Here is a 16,158-nt window from a genome sequence, read left to right as displayed (position 1 = left end):
ACGGACGCGGGAGGCGGAAACGCCGGGACGCGCCGACACCCACATTCGAGAGGAGGCCGTGATGGCTGACACATTGGATCGGACCGTCATGACGGGCCGCGTCGCGCAGGTCATCGGCGCCGTCGTCGACGTCGAATTCGACGGCAAGCTGCCGGAAATCCTGAACGCGCTGGAAACCCAGAACAACGGCAACCGCCTCGTTCTGGAAGTGGCGCAGCATCTGGGCGAGAACACCGTCCGCACCATCGCCATGGACCTGACCGAGGGTCTGGTGCGCGGCCAGCCGGTGCGCGACACCGGCGGCCCGATCGAAGTGCCCGTCGGCGACGGCACGCTCGGCCGTATCATGAACGTCATCGGCGAGCCGATCGACGAGGTCGGCCCGATCGAGTACACGCAGAAGCGCGGCATCCACCAGCCGGCGCCCCCCTATGTCGAGCAGAACCCCGAGTCGCAGATCCTCGTCACCGGCATCAAGGTCATCGACCTGCTCGCGCCCTATGCGCGCGGCGGCAAGATCGGCCTGTTCGGCGGCGCCGGCGTCGGCAAGACGGTTCTGATCCAGGAGCTAATCAACAACGTCGCGAAGGCGCACGGCGGCTATTCCGTGTTCGCCGGTGTCGGCGAGCGCACCCGCGAGGGCAACGATCTCTATCACGAGATGATCGAGTCCGGCGTGAACAAGGACCCGCACGAGAACGGCGGCTCCACCGCCGGCTCCAAGGCGGCCCTGGTCTACGGCCAGATGAACGAGCCCCCCGGCGCCCGCGCTCGCGTCGCGCTGACCGGCCTCACGATCGCGGAAAACTTCCGCGACCAGGGTCAGGACGTGCTCTTCTTCGTCGACAACATCTTCCGCTTCACGCAGGCGGGTTCGGAAGTGTCGGCGCTTCTCGGCCGTATTCCTTCGGCCGTGGGCTATCAGCCGACGCTGGCGACCGACATGGGCGCCATGCAGGAGCGCATCACCACGACCACCAAGGGCTCGATCACGTCCGTGCAGGCCATCTACGTGCCCGCGGACGACTTGACCGACCCGGCGCCGGCGACCTCTTTCGCGCACTTGGACGCGACGACGGTTCTCAACCGCGCGATCTCGGAAAAGGGCATCTACCCCGCGGTGGACCCGCTCGACTCCACGTCGCGCATGCTCTCGCCCATGATCATCGGCGAAGAGCACTACGGCACCGCCCGCAAGGTCCAGCAGATCCTGCAGAAGTACAAGTCGCTGCAGGACATCATCGCCATTCTCGGCATGGACGAGCTGTCCGAAGAGGACAAGCTGACGGTGGCGCGCGCCCGCAAGATCGAGCGCTTCCTCTCGCAGCCCTTCTTCGTCGCCGAAGTCTTCACCGGCTCGCCGGGCCAGCTCGTGCCGCTCGAGGACACGATCCGCTCGTTCAAGGGCCTCGTCGAGGGCGAGTACGACCATCTGCCGGAAGCGGCCTTCTACATGGTCGGCTCGATCGACCAGGCCATCGAGAAGGCCCAGAAGCTCGCCGCGCAGGCGTAAGGGCTGGCGTGCCGGCTTCGGTCGGCGCACCCATGCGGCATGAGATGGCGGGTTCAGCTCGCCATCGTCCCTCAGACATCAGGCGGCACGGCATCTGGCTGCGCCGCCCGGCCGCTCCCCCGACGGGAGCGCGGAAGGCAGGACCATCGTGGCTAGCGGCTTCAAGTTCGAACTGGTGTCTCCCGAGCGTCTGCTCCTCTCGGAGCAGGTCACGTCCGTGCTGGCGCCCGGCACCGAAGGTTACTTCACCGTCATGGCCGGCCACGCGCCGCTCATGGCGACGCTGAAGCCGGGCATGGTCGAGGCCGCGCTCGTCTCCGGCGGCACCAAGCGCATCTATGTGCAGGGCGGCTTCGCCGACATCAACGCGGAAAGCTTCACGCTCCTCGCCGAGCATGCGACTCCGGCGGAAGAGCTGAAGGTCGAGGAGATCGACCGGCAGATCGGCGAGCTGGAAACCACGCTCGCCAGCGCATCAGACGACGAAGTGCGGGCGCGCACGGAGCAGCGTCTGGCCGACCTGCGCAACGCGCGCGTCTCGCTCTAAGCCAATCTCGAATCCGAGTTTATAAAGCCCGGCCGCGAGGTCGGGCTTTTTCGTTTGGGGCAATAGCCAGCAGGTCGCCCGTCAATAGGCGCCGCGATGTCGATGAACCAAGCTTCTGATTGCCGGAGCGGATACGCAGACTGTGGTGCGAAGGCGGATCGCCTTCGCCATCTCCAACAGACGGCCGCCAAGTGGCCAAGGAAGGGGTGCCCAGCGCCTCCGACCTCGTTGACGTATCAGATGACATCCTCGCCGCCGAAGGCGCTGGGATAGCGCAAAATGCCGCTCCAACCTTCCAATGCCCCGGGCACGAGTTCCAGCGCCTGAAAATTCGGCCCGGCCCAGGGCACGGTGGCGCCGCGTGCGAGACGCGCGTCGAAGCCGAGCCGGCCGTAGAAGGCGGGATCCCCCAGCACGAAGACCGAGCGCCAACCCTCATTCGTGGCGCGCTGCAGCCCATAGCGGATGAGATGGCTGCCGATGCCCTCGCCCTGATGGTCGGGCACGGTGGCGACGGGCGCCAGCGCCAGCGCCCGGTCTGCGCCGCGAAGGGCAGAGAAGAGGGCATGGGCGACAAGATAGTCGCCCTTGGCCGCCACGACGGAGATGATCTCGTGCCCGTCCTGGATGATCGCCTGGGGTAGGCGCGCTTCCTCGTCGCCGCCGAAGGCGCTGGCGTGGATCGTCTCGATCGCCGCCAGCTCTCCTTCGCGCATGTCGCGGTAGACGATCGGCCCTTCGGTGGAGAATGCCATCAGCCCCGGGCCTCCAGATGACGGAACGCCGCAACGACGCGCTCATAGACCTCGCGCTTGAACGGCACGACGAGATCGAGCGCCTCGTCCATCGTCTTCCAGGCCCATTCGTCGAACTCGGCGCTGTGGCCGCCCGGCGGCGGGTCGATCGCGATCTCGCTGTCTTCCCCCAGGAAGCGGAAGGCGAACCACATCTGCTTCTGACCCCGGAACTTGCCCTTGAGGGCGATGCCGACGAGCTCGGGCGGCAATTCGTAGGTCAGCCAGTCCGGCGTCTGCGCCAGAAGCTCCACCGAGCGGATGCCGGTTTCCTCATAAAGCTCGCGCTCGGCGGCCAGACGCGGGTTTTCGTCCTGGTCGATGCCTCCCTGCGGCATCTGCCAAAGCTTGGCGGCGCCGTCCATTTCGCCTTGGGGCTCGGGGATGCGGCGACCCAGAAAGATCTTGTTGTCGCGGTTCAGGACCATGACCCCGACACAGGGACGGTAGGGAAGGCTTGCGGGATCGTTGGTCAAGACAGCTCCTCTCGAATCACGAGCGTGACGCAACTTATCGCACCGCAGTAACAAGCGGGAGATTTTCGTCAAAAGGAAGCGATGAGAGCCGCCAGCAAACTGCCGCAGGGTTTTCCTGCGACGGCGCGGCTCAGCTCTTGGCTTCGGGATCGGAGGCCAGTGCGGACACGGGCACGATCTCGACGCCGCGCGCCGAGGCTTCCGCCGCCCATTGGGCGATCGAGAGGACCGAGCCTTCGAAGGCGCTGGCGACGCCGATCGCGGTGCCCTTGGCGCGGGCGATGCGCTCCAGCGTGTCGAGCTGGCGCCGGATCGCTTCCGGGCTGCGATCGTCGTCCAGCACGAGATCGGACGCGGCGAAGGGCGTGCCGCCGGCCACCGCCACGTCGCGGCTGGCCGATCGCGGCGAGGTGCCGTCGTCGAGATAGAGGAGGCCGCGCCGGGAGAGTTCGGCGAGGAAGGGTTCGAGCGCCGCCGGGTCCGCGTTGAACCGTGCACCCATGAAGTTCATAACGCCGACATAGTTGGTCAGCCGGCCCATGGCCCAATGAAGCTGGTCGAACTGGCCGTTCGCCGCGTCGGCCACGGTCTGTGTGTGCTCGCCCGGCGAGACCTGCGGATAGCCGAAGGGCTCCATCGGCGCTTGCAGGAGAAGCTCGTGGCCGTTGCGGCGCGCGGCCTGCATCCAGCGATCCAGGCTATTGCCCGCCGCCGCGAAGGCAAGCGTCACGCCGGGCGGCAGGATCTGCACGGCCTTCTGCGTTCCCGTCTGGCTGATTCCGAGGCCGCCCACGACGATGGCGACGCGCGTTCCGCCGGTCTGCGCCGGGGTGCCGGAATAGACGTCGAGCGGGCGCCGTCCGTCTCCCGCGCGCACGGGCAGGGGGCCGAACGCGCTGTTTTCGAGAAGTGCCTCTTCGGGCAGATGGGCGAAGGAGGCGGGCTGGCGCAGCGAGCCGGGCTCCAGCACGCGCACAGAACCGGTTTCCAGCCCGTCGAGATCGTTGGTCTGGCGGATGATTCCGTCGCCATTGGCGATGGTCACGCCGCCACCCGCGCTGGGGCGCACGATGGACGGCCCGGCAGGTTTGGGCGCTTCCTTGGCCTCGGGCAGCGCGGCCACGGCGACGGGCGCGGCGGGAGGCGGCTGGAAGTCGGGCTGAAACAGGAAGGTCGCCGCAGAACCGGCCAGAACGGTGGCGCCGAGGGCCGCCATACGCAGACGCGGCCAAAGCCGGCCATTCGCCGCCGCCCGATTGCCCGCCGTCAGTTCCAGACCCAATGGCCGATACAGCTCTTCCCGCATGCACCACCTGTAGAGCGGGAGGCTGGATCGGAGCTTTCAGCGAGCCGGGAGTGCGGCACGAAAAAAGGCCCCGGCGGGTGCCGGGGCCTTGTCTTGGAGTGCAGCGGTCGTTCAGTTGGCGACGGCGGCGGAGTCCTGCTTGGGCGGGAAGGCCGCGTTGGTCTTCTCGCCGCGCAGGAGTTCCAGCGCGTACTGCATCTGAAGGTCGTCCTTGGCCTCGGGCGGAACGTAGTCGAGCGAGCCGGAGCCCTCCTCGCCTTCCTCGGCGCCCTGGATGTGACCGCGCAGCGAGGATTCGCCGAGCTTCAGATCCTCGTCGGCGCCAAGGCCCATCTGCGCCTTGATTTCCTCGGGCAGCGGCTGGTCCACGACGATGTCGGGGCGGATGCCGCGTCCCTGGATGGAGGAGCCCGACGGCGTGTAGTAGAGCGCCGTGGTGAGGCGCAGCGCGCCGTTGGCCCCCAGCGGGATAATGGTCTGCACCGAACCTTTGCCGAAGGAGCGCGTGCCGACGACCGTGGCGCGGCGCTGGTCCTGCAGCGCGCCGGCGACGATTTCCGAGGCCGAGGCCGAACCGCCGTTGACCAGAACCACCAGCGGCTTGCCGTCGATGTCGTCGCCCGGCCGCGCGTTGTAGCGGCGGGTTTCTTCGGCGTTGCGGCCGCGCGTCGAGACGATCTCGCCGCTCTGGAGGAAAGCGTCGGAGACGCTGACGGCTTCGTCCAGCAGACCGCCCGGATTGCGACGCAGGTCGAGCACGTAGCCCTTCAGCTTGTCGCCCGGGATCTTGGCCTTGATGTCCTTGATCGCGTCCTCGAGCCCGGTCGTGGTCTGCTCGTTGAAGCGCAGGAGCTTGATGTAGCCGACATCGTTCTCGACCGTGTGGCGCACGGAGGGAACCTTGATCTCGGCGCGCTCCACCGACAGGCGGACGGGCTGCGCCGCGCCTTCGCGCACGATGGTCAGCTCGACCTTGGTGCCGATCTCGCCCTTCATCTTCTCGACGGCCTGGGCGAGGTTGAGGCCGCGCACCTGCTCGCCGTTGATCTCGGCGATCAGATCGCCCGCCAGCACGCCCGCCTTGTCGGCCGGGGTGCCCTCGAAGGGCGAGATCACCTTGACCAGCTCGTTCTCCATCGTGACCTCGATGCCGAGGCCGCCGAACTCGCCGCGCGTTTCCGTGCGCATGTCCGCCGCTTCCTTGGCGTTCATGTAGCTGGAATGCGGGTCGAGCGACGTGAGCATGCCGTTGATAGCCGTCTCGATCAGCTTTTGATCGTCGGGCACGTCGACATATTGCGCGCGCACGCGCTCGAACACGTCGCCGAAAATGGCCAGCTGGCGATAGGTGTCCGAACCCGCCGCATTGGCGACGCCGCTGTGCGGGCCGACGAAGGCGGTCATGGCGGTGGCACCCAGAAGCGCTCCCGCGAAGAGAATGGAGAGCTTACGTATCATTCCTCGTCCTTCCAGATGATCCATCCGCCCACCAGGGGGTCGGATCGACCGGTTTCCCGTCCTTGCGAAATTCCACGTAGAGCGAGGGTTCGGCACTCGACATGTCCGTCTTCGCGGCGCTCGCCACCCGCATCGCGCCCATGGTAGCCAGCGGCTCGCCCGCAAGCACGGTCTGCCCGACGCTGACGTCGATACGGCCCATGCCGGCCAATACGATATGATAGCCGTCGCCGGCGTCGAGGATCAAGAGCTGCCCGTAGGAGCGGAAGGGGGCCGAATACAGAACCGTGGCATCCGATGGCGAGGTCACGACATCGCCGACCCGCGATGCGAACGTCTCGCCGGAGGCCTGACGGCCGGTTCCGTTGTCCTGCCCGAACCGACCCGTTTCCCGGCCCGCGACGGGCCGAACGAGGCTCCCTTTCAATGTCGAAAATGCGGCGGAGGGCCCAAGCCGCGTCATTTCGCGCTTGAGCGCGGCGATGTCGTAGCTTTTGCCGGAAGCCGCTGGCGGCGTTGCGGTTTCGCCGCCCGCCGGTGCCTCCTTGGAGGCTTGGCTCGCGGCCGCTTCCGCGGCGCGCCGGGCGAGCTCCGCCGCGAGGCGCTCGCGCTCCTCGATCTCGCGGGCGCGCGCCGCTTCGCCTTCCAGCGAGGCGATGAGATCCTGCAGCGTCGTGGCCTTGGCGCCGAGTTCGGCGGCGCGGCGGGTTTCCTCGCCGATGCGCCCGCGCCCCTCGGCTTCCAGCTTCTGCTTTTCCTCGAACAGGCGCGACAGGCGCGCTTCCTCTTCCTGCGTCCGGGCGAGCGCGTCGGCAAAGCGCGTCTTCTCGTCCGAAAGCTGCTGGCGCACCGCGACCAGTCGTTCGAGATCGCCGCGAAGCTTGTCGGTCTCGGCGCGAATTTCCGGCACCACGGCGCCGAGCAGAATGGCGCTGCGAACCGAACCGAGTGCGTCATCGGGTCGCACCAAGAGCGCGGGCGGCGGCTTGCGTCCCATGCGCTGCAGGGCGCCCAGCACCTCGGCCAGGACGCCGCGCCGCTCGCGCAGCGAGACCTTGAGCCGGCCTTCCTCTTCCCCGAGCTGGCCGATCCTGTCCTCGCTCTTCGACACCTCGCCCGACAGGCGCTTCTGCTCGGCGGCGGCCTCGATCATCGCGGTGCGGATGCGCTGACGGTCGGCCTGCAGGGCGGCGACCTCGCGGTCGATCCGCGCCGCGGTTTCCTTGGAAAGGGTGATCTGGTCGCCGAGCCGGCGCAGGTCCGCCTCCGTGCGGGCGCGCTCGGCCGCCAGCGCCTCGGCGCGGGAGCGATGCGGGCCGATATCCTGCGAGGCGGAGATTTCGCCGTCCGGGCCGCGCGACAGGAGAATGGAGCCGACCGGAGCTGGGTCGAGATCGCCCCCCTCGCGCGCGAAGGCCGGCTGAAACGCGGCCAGACCCGTGGAAGCGCAGAGCATAGCGGACAGGAAAACGCGAAGCGCGGGCGCCGCGTCGCGCCGCGTCCGTTTCATCGCTGGTCTTTGCCTCTCGCCCTGCAAACGCTGTCCGTCCCGGCTTCCCATTCCCAGACCCGCGAGGCTAGGAGAGGATGCTTAAGATTCCATCAACCATGACCCATCCGCCGATCGCCTCGTGCCGCGCGCAAGCCCAGCGAAAGCAAGGGGATAGGATGGACAGGCGCGCCCGCGCCCGCCCGTTCTCCCTTTTCATCCCACACACGGCAGGCCAGGGATAGGCGGGTCAGACCCGATGGTAGGGATGGCCCGAGAGAATGGTGGCCGCGCGGTAAAGCTGTTCGGCCAGGAGAATGCGCACGACCTGATGCGGGAAGGTCAGCCGCCCGAAGGCGACGACGCGCAGCGCGCTCTTTCGCAAGTCGTCCGACAAGCCATCCGGCCCACCGATGACGAGCGCGAGATCGCGCAGGCCCTCGTCGCGCAAATTGCCGAGATCGGCCGCGAACTCCTCCGAGGAGGGCGTCTTGCCGGTCTCGTCGAGGACGATCAGCCGGCAATTTTCGGGCAGGACGGCGAGCAGCCGCGCCGCCTCGTCGCGCTTGCGCTCCGGGACGGTCGAGAAGCGGGATTCCGGCAGTTCCACGACGCCCGCGAAGTCGAGCCCCAGCGGTGGGCCGGCCTTGCGCAGACGGTCGAGATAGCGGGCGCAGAGCTCCTGCTCCGGCCCGGCCTTCATCCGCCCGATGGCGGCCAGCGTCAGGCGCATGGCGAAGCGGCCGGGCGCTGCCGCCCGGCTCGGTTTCGAAGCGCTGAGCTCAATGCAGCTTCGTGTCGCTGCCTTCGCTGACGCTCCACATCTTTTCGATGTTGTAGAAGGAGCGCACTTCTGGCCGGAAGATGTGGATGATGATGTCGCCGGTGTCGATCAGGACCCAGTCGCCATTCTCCAGGCCTTCGACCTTGGCCTGGCCGTAGCCGCCATCCTTGAGGTCGCGCAGGAGATGGTCGGCGACGGCCGAAACGTGGCGGTGCGAGCGACCGGACGCGATGACCATGTGGTCGGCCAGCGCGGAGCGGCCAGCCAGATTGATCGCGACCACGTCTTCGGCCTTGGAGTCGTCAAGGCTCGCGGTTACGACGTCGATGACGGACCGGGCCGTGGACGTGTCGGCGGCGGTGACGTCGGAAGGAACGGCAAGGTCGCCCTTCAGTTCAGCGGCAGAAGTCAGCGAAGTTCTCCTTCAAGGGTCGCGATCGGGAGGCCAAAATCCTCCGTCTCAGGGGAGGCGGGCGCGTTCGCCCCCGTCTCCAAAAGAAAAATGGCAAGGATCTCTGTTGCTTTCAAGACGAGACGCTCGCCCGCAACATCGTGGATGACAGCCGGGACCGGGGCCCGTGCAGGAACACCCAGGCCGGCGGGGCATGGAAGGCGAGGCGGGCGCACTCCGCCTCCGGGATGCGAAACCGCGACAGGCTGCGCGCCGCGCTGGAGGACAGAAGCGCCAGGGTCGAACCCGGCCGGTCCACCACGGCGATCGGCAAGGCACTGGCGATGGCGCGCCAGTCCTGCCAGCGATGGAAGCCGGCGAGACTGTCGGCCCCCATCACCCAGACGAAGCGCGCCAGCGGGCAGCGGCGCTTCACCAGACGCACCGTGTCGGCGCTGTAGCGGATCTGGTGCGCCGCCTCGAAGGCGGTGACGAGAATGCGCGGGTCCTCCACCAGCGCGCGGGAGGCCGCCAGCCGCTCGGCCAGCGGGCGCAGGTTGCGATGGTCCTTCAGCGGATTGCCGGGTGAGACCATCCACCAGATGCGGTCGAGCGACAGGCGCCGGAGCGCCGTCTCGGCGACGAGGAGATGGCCCTCGTGCGCGGGGTTGAAGGAGCCGCCAAAGAGCCCGACGCGAAGGCCGGGCTCGACATGCGGGATCGCCAGATCGGAGGAAGAAAGGGTCGCCGCTTCGGCGCTGGATGCGGTCACGAACGAAGCTGACCAGTGCCCGACACGCGGTAATTGAAGGTCGTGAGCTGCTCGACGCCGACAGGCCCGCGCGCATGCATCTTGCCCGTCGCGATGCCGATCTCGCCGCCGAATCCGAACTCGCCGCCATCGGCGAACTGGGTCGAGGCATTGTGCAGGAGAATGGCCGAATCCACCGAGCGGAAGAAGCGCTCCACCGCCGCAGCATTCTCGGTGACGATCGCCTCGGTGTGATGCGAGGAATAGCGGGCGATATGGTCGATTGCACCGTCCACCCCATCTACCAGCGCCACCGAGATGATGGCGTCGAGATACTCGGTGCGGAAGTCCTCCTCGCTCGCCGGCAAAGCCTTCGGGTCGAGACGGCGGACGGCCTCGCTGCCGCGCACTTCGCAGCCCGCCTCGCGCAGCGCGTCGAGGATCGGCACGAGATGCGTCCCGGCCACCGCCTCGTCCACCAGCAGCGTCTCCGCCGCGCCGCAGATGCCGGTGCGCCGCATCTTGGCGTTGACCGCGATACCCCTCGCCATATCGAGATCGGCAGCGCGGTCGACATAGAGATGGCAGAGCCCCTCAAGATGGGCGAAGACCGGCACGCGCGCCTCGGACTGAACGCGCGCCACCAGCGAGCGCCCGCCGCGCGGCACGATCACGTCGATCGCACCGTTCAGGCCCTTCAGCATCTCGCCCACCGCCGCGCGGTCCGTGGTCGGCACGAGCTGGATCGCGTCCACGGGCAGGCCGGCCTCAGCCAGCCCCGCCTGCAGCGCGCGGTGGATCGCGGCGGAGGAGGCCGACGAGTCCGAGCCGCCGCGCAGGATCACGGCATTGCCGGCCTTGAGGCAGAGCGCGCCCGCATCGGCGGTGACGTTGGGCCGGCTCTCGTAGATGACGCCGATCGTGCCGATGGGCGTGCGCACCCGGCGGATCAGGAGCCCGTTGGGCCGGGTCCATTCCGACACGGTCGAGCCGACCGGATCGGGCAGGGCGGCGATCTCGCGAAGGCTCGCGGCGATGGCGCGGATGCGGGTCTCGTCCAGCCGCAGCCGGTCGCGGAACGAGGCCGCCATGCCGGCGCCTTCGGCGCGCCCGAGGTCGGCGGCGTTGGCAAGGATGATGTCGGGCATCGCCCGCTCCACGGCCTCGGCCATGGCGAGAAGCGCGGCGCTCTTCTGCTCGGCCGGAGCCAGGGCGAGCTCGCGCGCGGCCAGACGGGCACGCTGGCCCATGTCCTGCATCAGCGGTTCGACGCTCAACGCGCCCTGTCCTGCCTTATCGAGCATGATCCGTTCCTTCCGACACTTCCTCCTGCCCGACGCGGCCCACCACGAGATCGTCGCGGTGGATCATCGTCGCGCGGGCGCCGCCGCCGAGCCGCTCCTCGATCGCGGCCGAGCGCAGGCCGGCCACGAGCCGCGCTTCCGCCGCGTCGTAGGCGACGAGGCCGCGCGCGACCTCCGAGCCGGCCTCGTCCAGCACCAGGATCGTATCGCCGCGCCGGAACTCGCCGTCCACCCGTTTTACGCCGGCGGGCAGCAGGCTCTTGCCGGCATGAAGGGCGCGCACGGCGCCGTCGTCTACGGTCAGGCGGCCGGTGGCGTTGAGATGGCCGGCGATCCAGCGCTTGCGCGAGCGCACGGGGTCGGCGCCCGCGCGAAACAGGGTCTGCCGCTCGCCGCGCCGGATGGCGTCGATCGGGTTGTCGCGATTGCCGAGCGTGATGATCATCGCCGCGCCTGCGGCGGTGGCGATCTTGCCGGCGTCGATCTTGGTCTTCATACCGCCGCGCGAGAAGATCGAGGCGGCGCCGCCCGCCATGGCCTCGATCTGCGGCGTGATCGCCTCCACCACCGGAATGTGGCGGGCGTTCGGGTTGTCGGCCGGGGGGGCGGTGTAGAGCCCGTCGATGTCGGAGAGAAGGATCAGGAGATCGGCCGACATCATGGTGGCGACGCGCGCGGCCAGCCGGTCGTTGTCGCCGTAGCGGATCTCGGCGGTCGCCACCGTGTCGTTCTCGTTGATGACGGGAACTGCGCCGAACTGCAAAAGCGTGCCGATCGTCGCGCGGGCGTTGAGATAGGGCCGGCGCTCCTCGGTGTCGCGCAGCGTCAGAAGGATCTGCCCGGCTTCCAGCTTGTGACGGCCGAGGGCTTCGGAATAGGCGCGCGCCAGCGCGATCTGCCCGACGGCGGCGGCCGCCTGGGCCTCCTCCAGCTTCAGGGCGCCAGCCGGCAGCTTCATGATGGCGCGGCCGAGCGCGATGGCGCCGGACGAGACGAGCAGGACCTCGCGCCCTTCGCGGGCGAGCGCGGCCACGTCGTCGGTCAGCGAGCGCAGCCAGTCGAGCTTCAGCCCGCGCTCCCGGTCCACCAGGAGCGCCGAGCCGATCTTGACGACGATGCGACCGAAGCCGTCCAGCGCGTCGCTCATCCCCGCCAGTCCTCGTCCGACAGGTTGGCGCCGAAGCGGCGGCGGTCCTCGCTGGCCTGCTCGTCGGCCGCCTCGCCGTCGAAATCGGCGATCTCGCGGCGCAGGCGACGCAGCGCCTCGGGCATGCCGTGGCGGGTGATGGCGGAGAGCACGATGGGCTTGACGCCCACCACCGCTTCCAGCTGCTCCAGCTTGTCGCGCCGCGTCTCGTCGTCCACCGTGTCGACCTGGCTCAGCGCCACGATCTCGGGCTTCTCGATCAGCTCGGGGTCGTAGAGTTCGAGTTCCCGGCGCACGGTCTCGTAGGCCTTGGCGACGTCCTCTTCCACGGCGGAGACGAGATGGAGAAGGACGCGCGTGCGCTCGACATGGCCGAGGAACCGATCGCCGATGCCCACGCCTTCGTGCGCGCCCTCGATCAGGCCGGGAATGTCGGCGATGACGAACTCGTGCCCGTCCACCGTCGCGACGCCCAGATTGGGATAGAGCGTGGTGAAGGGATAGTTGGCGATCTTCGGCCGCGCGGCGGTGCAGCTGGCGAGGAAGGTCGACTTGCCGGCATTGGGCAGGCCCACGAGGCCGGCATCGGCAATGAGCTTGAGCTGGAACCAGAGCGTCAGCTCCTCGCCCTCCAGGCCCGGATTGGCGCGGTGCGGCGCCTGGTTGACCGAGGACTTGAACTGCCAGTTGCCGAAGCCGCCATTGCCGCCGGCGGCGATGCGCACCTTCTGCCCGATCTCGGTGAGATCGGCGAGCAGCGTCTCTTCGTCCTCGGCATAGATCTGCGTGCCGACGGGGACCTTCAATGTCACGTCGTCGCCCTTGGCGCCGGTGCGGTTGCGGCCCATGCCGTGCATGCCGATCTTGGCCCGGAAATGCTGCTGGTAGCGATAGTCGATCAGCGTATTGAGCCCCGAGACGGCCTCGATGAACACGTCGCCGCCGCGCCCGCCGTCGCCGCCGTCCGGGCCGCCGAACTCGATGAACTTCTCGCGCCGAAAGGACACGGCGCCGGCTCCGCCGTCGCCCGAGCGCACATAGACTTTGACCCGGTCCAGAAATTTCATCGTTGCGTCTTTCGAATCCTGCTGCCGGCATCGAGGCCGGATCGGCATAAGGGGCGGGTTCGTCCGCCTCGTTTTGATTGAGAGCCTATCGCGCGAATTCGAATCCGCGCGAAAGGCTCTCGGCCTCTCATGTCTTTCGCATCGCCCGACGGCGAGGCGTCTCCGCCTTGCCTGGACATGCTCCCGGCCCCGGCCGGAGGGCTCGAAGGGGCATGGGATCGGACCCGCCGCCTTGCCGGCAGTGATCCTACGGATGCGGCGCCTTGGCAAGGTGGCGCTGCAAATCCGCCTCGCTCTTGCTGAACGTGACCTCGGAGCGCGCCAGGGGCACGCCGAGAAGGCGAACCGTCACATGGTTCTCCAGCGTCCCGTCGCCATTTGCCGTCATCACGTGCCGGAACGCCAGGCGCAGCGCCCGGCCGCCCGGTGCGAAGCCGGTGTAGCGCAGCTCGACGCCCGTCGCCGTGCGCTCGCCCTCCACGGGAACGGCGGGGCGCAACTGGCCGTCCCGCCCTTCCGTTTCCACCGTGCCGCGAACGAGCGGCCCGGCAAAGCGGAGATGCCAGCGCTGCAGCCGCTCGCCCTCGGGAAAGCGAAAGCGCTCGTCCAGCTGAAGCGTGTCGCCCTCGACCCGGCCCTGGAAGCCGGCGGTGAAGGGCTCCAGCGAGAAGAACAAGGTCCGCACCTCGCCGGCGCTGACGCTTCGCCCGGCGAAGAAACCGGCGAGATCGAACAGCGCGCCGTCCGCCCGCGCCGCACGAGCCTCAGCGAGCGAAGCCGTGAGCCCGAGCGCTAGGCCGAGCGCCGCGCGTCGGAGAAGCGCTGCGCTCACCGCCATCCCCGCCCGCCCCAGGACTTCAGGGATTCCCAGGTGCGCCGGTCCATCCCATAGGTCTCGCTGGCGACGCGCCCAGCCACCAGCGAGGTGGAGAGCCCAGTGCCGCGATAGCCGAAGCCGCATTTCTGGATCACCCGGCGCGAGGCGCCGTTGACGACGCGGCAGCGCACTTCCACCGTGCCGAGTTCCAACGCGCCGAACGCATGGTCGATCATCGCCTGCGCCGCTTCCGTGGCGAAGCCCTTGCCCCAGAAGGGCCGGCCGATCCAGTAGCCGAGTTCGGCCGTGTTCTGGCGCTCCGTCGCCTGCAGGCTGCAAAGGCCAAGAAACCCGCCGGTCTCCCGCGTGGTGATCGCGAAGATCAACTCGCCGTCCACCGCCGCCAGGAAGCTTTCGGCATGGCCGAGGCTGTAGGGGTGGGGAATGCGCGAGGTCATCTCCGCGATCTGCCGGTCGTTGGCATGGCGCGCGATGTCGGGCGCGTCGCTCATGCGCACGGGGCGCAGGACGAGCCGGGCGGTGGCGAGCCGACTTTCGTCGTCTTCCTCGCCGGGGGGAAACTCCGCTGAGAGCATGGAACCGGTCCTCTGGATGAAACGGAAAACGGGGAGATGGCGGCCCATCTCCCCGTTTCGTTCCTGTCCCGTCGGAGCGGGTCAGAGGCCGGGTCGGTGGGACGCCGGCGCTCGTGAGCTACCGGTCACTCGGCGGCTTCGGCTTTCGGCATGACGGAGACGTAGGTTCGGCCTTGCGCCTTCGCCTGGAAGACGACGGTGCCCTGCGAGGTGGCGAACAGCGTGTGGTCGCGGCCGATGCCGACATTGGTGCCGGGGTGCCAGCGCGTGCCGCGCTGACGCACGAGAATGTTGCCGGCCACGACGTTCTCGCCGCCGAACTTCTTCACGCCAAGGCGCTTGGACTCGGAATCGCGACCGTTGCGGGATGAACCGCCTGCCTTTTTATGTGCCATGGGAACTCTCCTGAAGTCTGATCTCGCGACGGGGGACCGCCAAGGGCGATCACGCAGCGCGCCGCGTTGGGTTCAAAACATGTGGACGGGAGCCGCCGATGCAAGCCCGAAGGGCTTCGGCGGCGCCCCGATCAAGCCTCGGCTTCGGCCGTGGCCTTCTTGGCCGCACGGGGCTTCTTGGCGGCTTCGCCTTCCTCGGTCGAGGCGGCGGCGGAAGCGGCCTTGCCGTCGGTCAGGATCTCGGCAATGCGCACGAGGGTCAGGTCCTGGCGGTGGCCGCGCGTGCGCTTGGAGTTCTGGCGGCGACGCTTCTTGAACGAGATGACCTTCGGGCCGCGCGTCTGCTCGACGATCTCGGCGGTCACGGTAGCGCCGGCCACGAAGGGCGCGCCGATCGTGGTGCCGACCATCAGCACCTCGTTGAAGGTGACGCGATCGCCAGCTTCGCCGACGAGGCGCTCGATCTCGAATTCGTCGTTGGCGGCGACGCGGTACTGCTTGCCGCCGGTCTTGATCACTGCGAACATGAGTTCAACCTTTTTGGGTCCGGCTCTCGGCGCCAAAGGCACCCGGGCCGTCTTCTTTTGGTTCTTGGAAGGCCCCCGGCGCATCGCGACGCACCACGGGACGCGCCTGCCATAACCGCCGAGCCACCTTTCGTCAAGGTTTTGCGACGGTTTCCCGCGCCGCCATCTCGCGCTCGTGCTTGAGCAGCCACGTCTTGCGCCAGAGCTTGCCGCCATAGCCCGTCAGGGCGCCGTCCGCCCCGATCACGCGGTGGCACGGAACGAGCAGCGCGATCGGGTTCGCGCCGTTGGCGCGCGCCACGGCACGCACCGCAGCCGGCTGGCCCAGGCGCTGGGCGACCTCGCCATAGGAGCGCGTCTGCCCGGCCGGAATGCGCCCGAGTTCGCCCCACACCTCGCGCTCGAAGGCGCTGCCGAGACCCTTGAGCGGCAGGTCGGCGGGAAAGGGCATGCCGCCGAAATAGGCCGCCAGCGCCGCCTCGACGCGAGCGAGCATGGGGCTCGCGCGAAAGGCGATCGGCCCCGCCTTGGCCCGCAGGCGCTCGATCTCGCGCGGAAGGGCGATCCGCTCGGCGAACTCCAGGAGATGCAAATCGTTTTCACCGGCAATGGCGAGCATGGGGCCGATCGGCGTGTCGAGCCAGGTTGCGGCGAGCGTCGGCAGGAGGGTGGCGCGCTCCGGCGCGTCGGTGACCAGCCGCGTGATCGCCTCGCGGAACTCGCGTCCCGAGCCGGGGCCAGCGTCTGGCGGGGCGTCCGTCACCTCGGCTCCCTTGCGTAGGATGGCCTTGGCCAT

18 protein-coding genes are annotated in these 16,158 nt (G+C 68.6%); 2 read left to right on the top strand and 16 right to left on the bottom strand.

Annotated elements, in window-relative coordinates; genetic code table 11:
- Positions 1 to 61 precede the first annotated feature (61 nt).
- On the top strand, positions 62 to 1,513 hold the full coding sequence (gene atpD / locus M673_RS01360) for a F0F1 ATP synthase subunit beta (RefSeq protein WP_061973010.1): 1,452 nt from the start codon (positions 62 to 64) through the stop codon (positions 1,511 to 1,513).
- A 148-nt stretch (positions 1,514 to 1,661) separates the two neighbouring features.
- Positions 1,662 to 2,060 carry a F0F1 ATP synthase subunit epsilon gene (locus M673_RS01355; protein WP_061973008.1) on the top strand — a complete coding sequence of 133 codons (399 nt, stop codon included), beginning with the start codon at positions 1,662 to 1,664 and terminating at the stop codon, positions 2,058 to 2,060.
- Positions 2,061 to 2,296: 236 nt separating this feature from the next.
- Here the strand turns inward: M673_RS01355 and M673_RS01350 are convergent, their stop codons facing one another.
- From M673_RS01350 to M673_RS01275, 16 genes are all read right to left on the bottom strand, one after another.
- Positions 2,297 to 2,815 (bottom strand): GNAT family N-acetyltransferase, encoded by a 519-nt coding sequence (locus M673_RS01350; RefSeq protein ID WP_061973007.1) that lies wholly within the window; start codon positions 2,813 to 2,815, stop codon positions 2,297 to 2,299.
- Complete coding sequence (locus M673_RS01345; protein WP_148639942.1) at positions 2,815 to 3,330, bottom strand: RNA pyrophosphohydrolase; 516 nt, start codon at positions 3,328 to 3,330, stop codon at positions 2,815 to 2,817. Before M673_RS01345 ends, M673_RS01350 begins: the two co-directional genes overlap by 1 nt.
- Positions 3,331 to 3,460: 130 nt before the next feature.
- Positions 3,461 to 4,636 (bottom strand): divergent polysaccharide deacetylase family protein, encoded by a 1,176-nt coding sequence (locus M673_RS01340; RefSeq protein ID WP_061973004.1) that lies wholly within the window; start codon positions 4,634 to 4,636, stop codon positions 3,461 to 3,463.
- A 111-nt stretch (positions 4,637 to 4,747) separates the two neighbouring features.
- The gene (locus M673_RS01335) at positions 4,748 to 6,094 is read right to left on the bottom strand and encodes a S41 family peptidase (RefSeq protein ID WP_061973002.1); all 1,347 of its coding nucleotides are present in this window, start codon (positions 6,092 to 6,094) and stop codon (positions 4,748 to 4,750) included.
- A complete protein-coding gene (locus M673_RS01330) occupies positions 6,084 to 7,604 on the bottom strand; it encodes a murein hydrolase activator EnvC family protein (protein ID WP_061973001.1) in 1,521 nt (506 codons plus the stop codon). The genes M673_RS01335 and M673_RS01330 overlap by 11 nt, the downstream gene beginning before the upstream one ends.
- Before the next feature lie 229 nt (positions 7,605 to 7,833).
- Positions 7,834 to 8,316, bottom strand: coding sequence for a 23S rRNA (pseudouridine(1915)-N(3))-methyltransferase RlmH (rlmH, locus tag M673_RS01325; RefSeq protein ID WP_061972999.1), 483 nt, complete (start codon positions 8,314 to 8,316; stop codon positions 7,834 to 7,836).
- Between the two features lie 49 nt (positions 8,317 to 8,365).
- Complete coding sequence (gene rsfS / locus M673_RS01320) at positions 8,366 to 8,695, bottom strand: ribosome silencing factor (protein ID WP_061972998.1); 330 nt, start codon at positions 8,693 to 8,695, stop codon at positions 8,366 to 8,368.
- A 196-nt stretch (positions 8,696 to 8,891) separates the two neighbouring features.
- Complete coding sequence (locus tag M673_RS01315; RefSeq protein ID WP_082639112.1) at positions 8,892 to 9,530, bottom strand: nicotinate-nucleotide adenylyltransferase; 639 nt, start codon at positions 9,528 to 9,530, stop codon at positions 8,892 to 8,894.
- Positions 9,527 to 10,813 carry a glutamate-5-semialdehyde dehydrogenase gene (locus tag M673_RS01310; protein WP_061972996.1) on the bottom strand — a complete coding sequence of 429 codons (1,287 nt, stop codon included), beginning with the start codon at positions 10,811 to 10,813 and terminating at the stop codon, positions 9,527 to 9,529. The genes M673_RS01315 and M673_RS01310 overlap by 4 nt, the downstream gene beginning before the upstream one ends.
- Positions 10,803 to 11,960: a glutamate 5-kinase gene (proB, locus tag M673_RS01305; RefSeq protein ID WP_061972994.1), complete on the bottom strand. Its 1,158-nt coding sequence runs from the start codon at positions 11,958 to 11,960 to the stop codon at positions 10,803 to 10,805. Before proB ends, M673_RS01310 begins: the two co-directional genes overlap by 11 nt.
- Positions 11,957 to 13,027 (bottom strand): GTPase ObgE, encoded by a 1,071-nt coding sequence (gene obgE, locus M673_RS01300; RefSeq protein WP_061972993.1) that lies wholly within the window; start codon positions 13,025 to 13,027, stop codon positions 11,957 to 11,959. Before obgE ends, proB begins: the two co-directional genes overlap by 4 nt.
- Positions 13,028 to 13,274: 247 nt before the next feature.
- The gene (locus M673_RS01295; protein WP_187301284.1) at positions 13,275 to 13,859 is read right to left on the bottom strand and encodes a DUF3833 family protein; all 585 of its coding nucleotides are present in this window, start codon (positions 13,857 to 13,859) and stop codon (positions 13,275 to 13,277) included.
- On the bottom strand, positions 13,856 to 14,440 hold the full coding sequence (locus M673_RS01290) for a GNAT family N-acetyltransferase (protein WP_061977538.1): 585 nt from the start codon (positions 14,438 to 14,440) through the stop codon (positions 13,856 to 13,858). The genes M673_RS01295 and M673_RS01290 overlap by 4 nt, the downstream gene beginning before the upstream one ends.
- 125 nt (positions 14,441 to 14,565) lie before the next feature.
- Positions 14,566 to 14,835 (bottom strand): 50S ribosomal protein L27, encoded by a 270-nt coding sequence (gene rpmA / locus M673_RS01285; protein WP_061972990.1) that lies wholly within the window; start codon positions 14,833 to 14,835, stop codon positions 14,566 to 14,568.
- Between the two features lie 131 nt (positions 14,836 to 14,966).
- Complete coding sequence (gene rplU / locus M673_RS01280) at positions 14,967 to 15,362, bottom strand: 50S ribosomal protein L21 (RefSeq protein WP_061972988.1); 396 nt, start codon at positions 15,360 to 15,362, stop codon at positions 14,967 to 14,969.
- Positions 15,363 to 15,495: 133 nt separating this feature from the next.
- A complete protein-coding gene (locus M673_RS01275; protein ID WP_061972987.1) occupies positions 15,496 to 16,158 on the bottom strand; it encodes a methylated-DNA--[protein]-cysteine S-methyltransferase in 663 nt (220 codons plus the stop codon).

The sequence above is a fragment of the Aureimonas sp. AU20 genome (assembly GCF_001442755.1).
GTDB lineage: Bacteria > Pseudomonadota > Alphaproteobacteria > Rhizobiales > Rhizobiaceae > Aureimonas.
The sequence above is the reverse complement of the archived record's forward strand: the minus strand, read 5'-3'. Positions and strand labels throughout refer to the sequence as shown.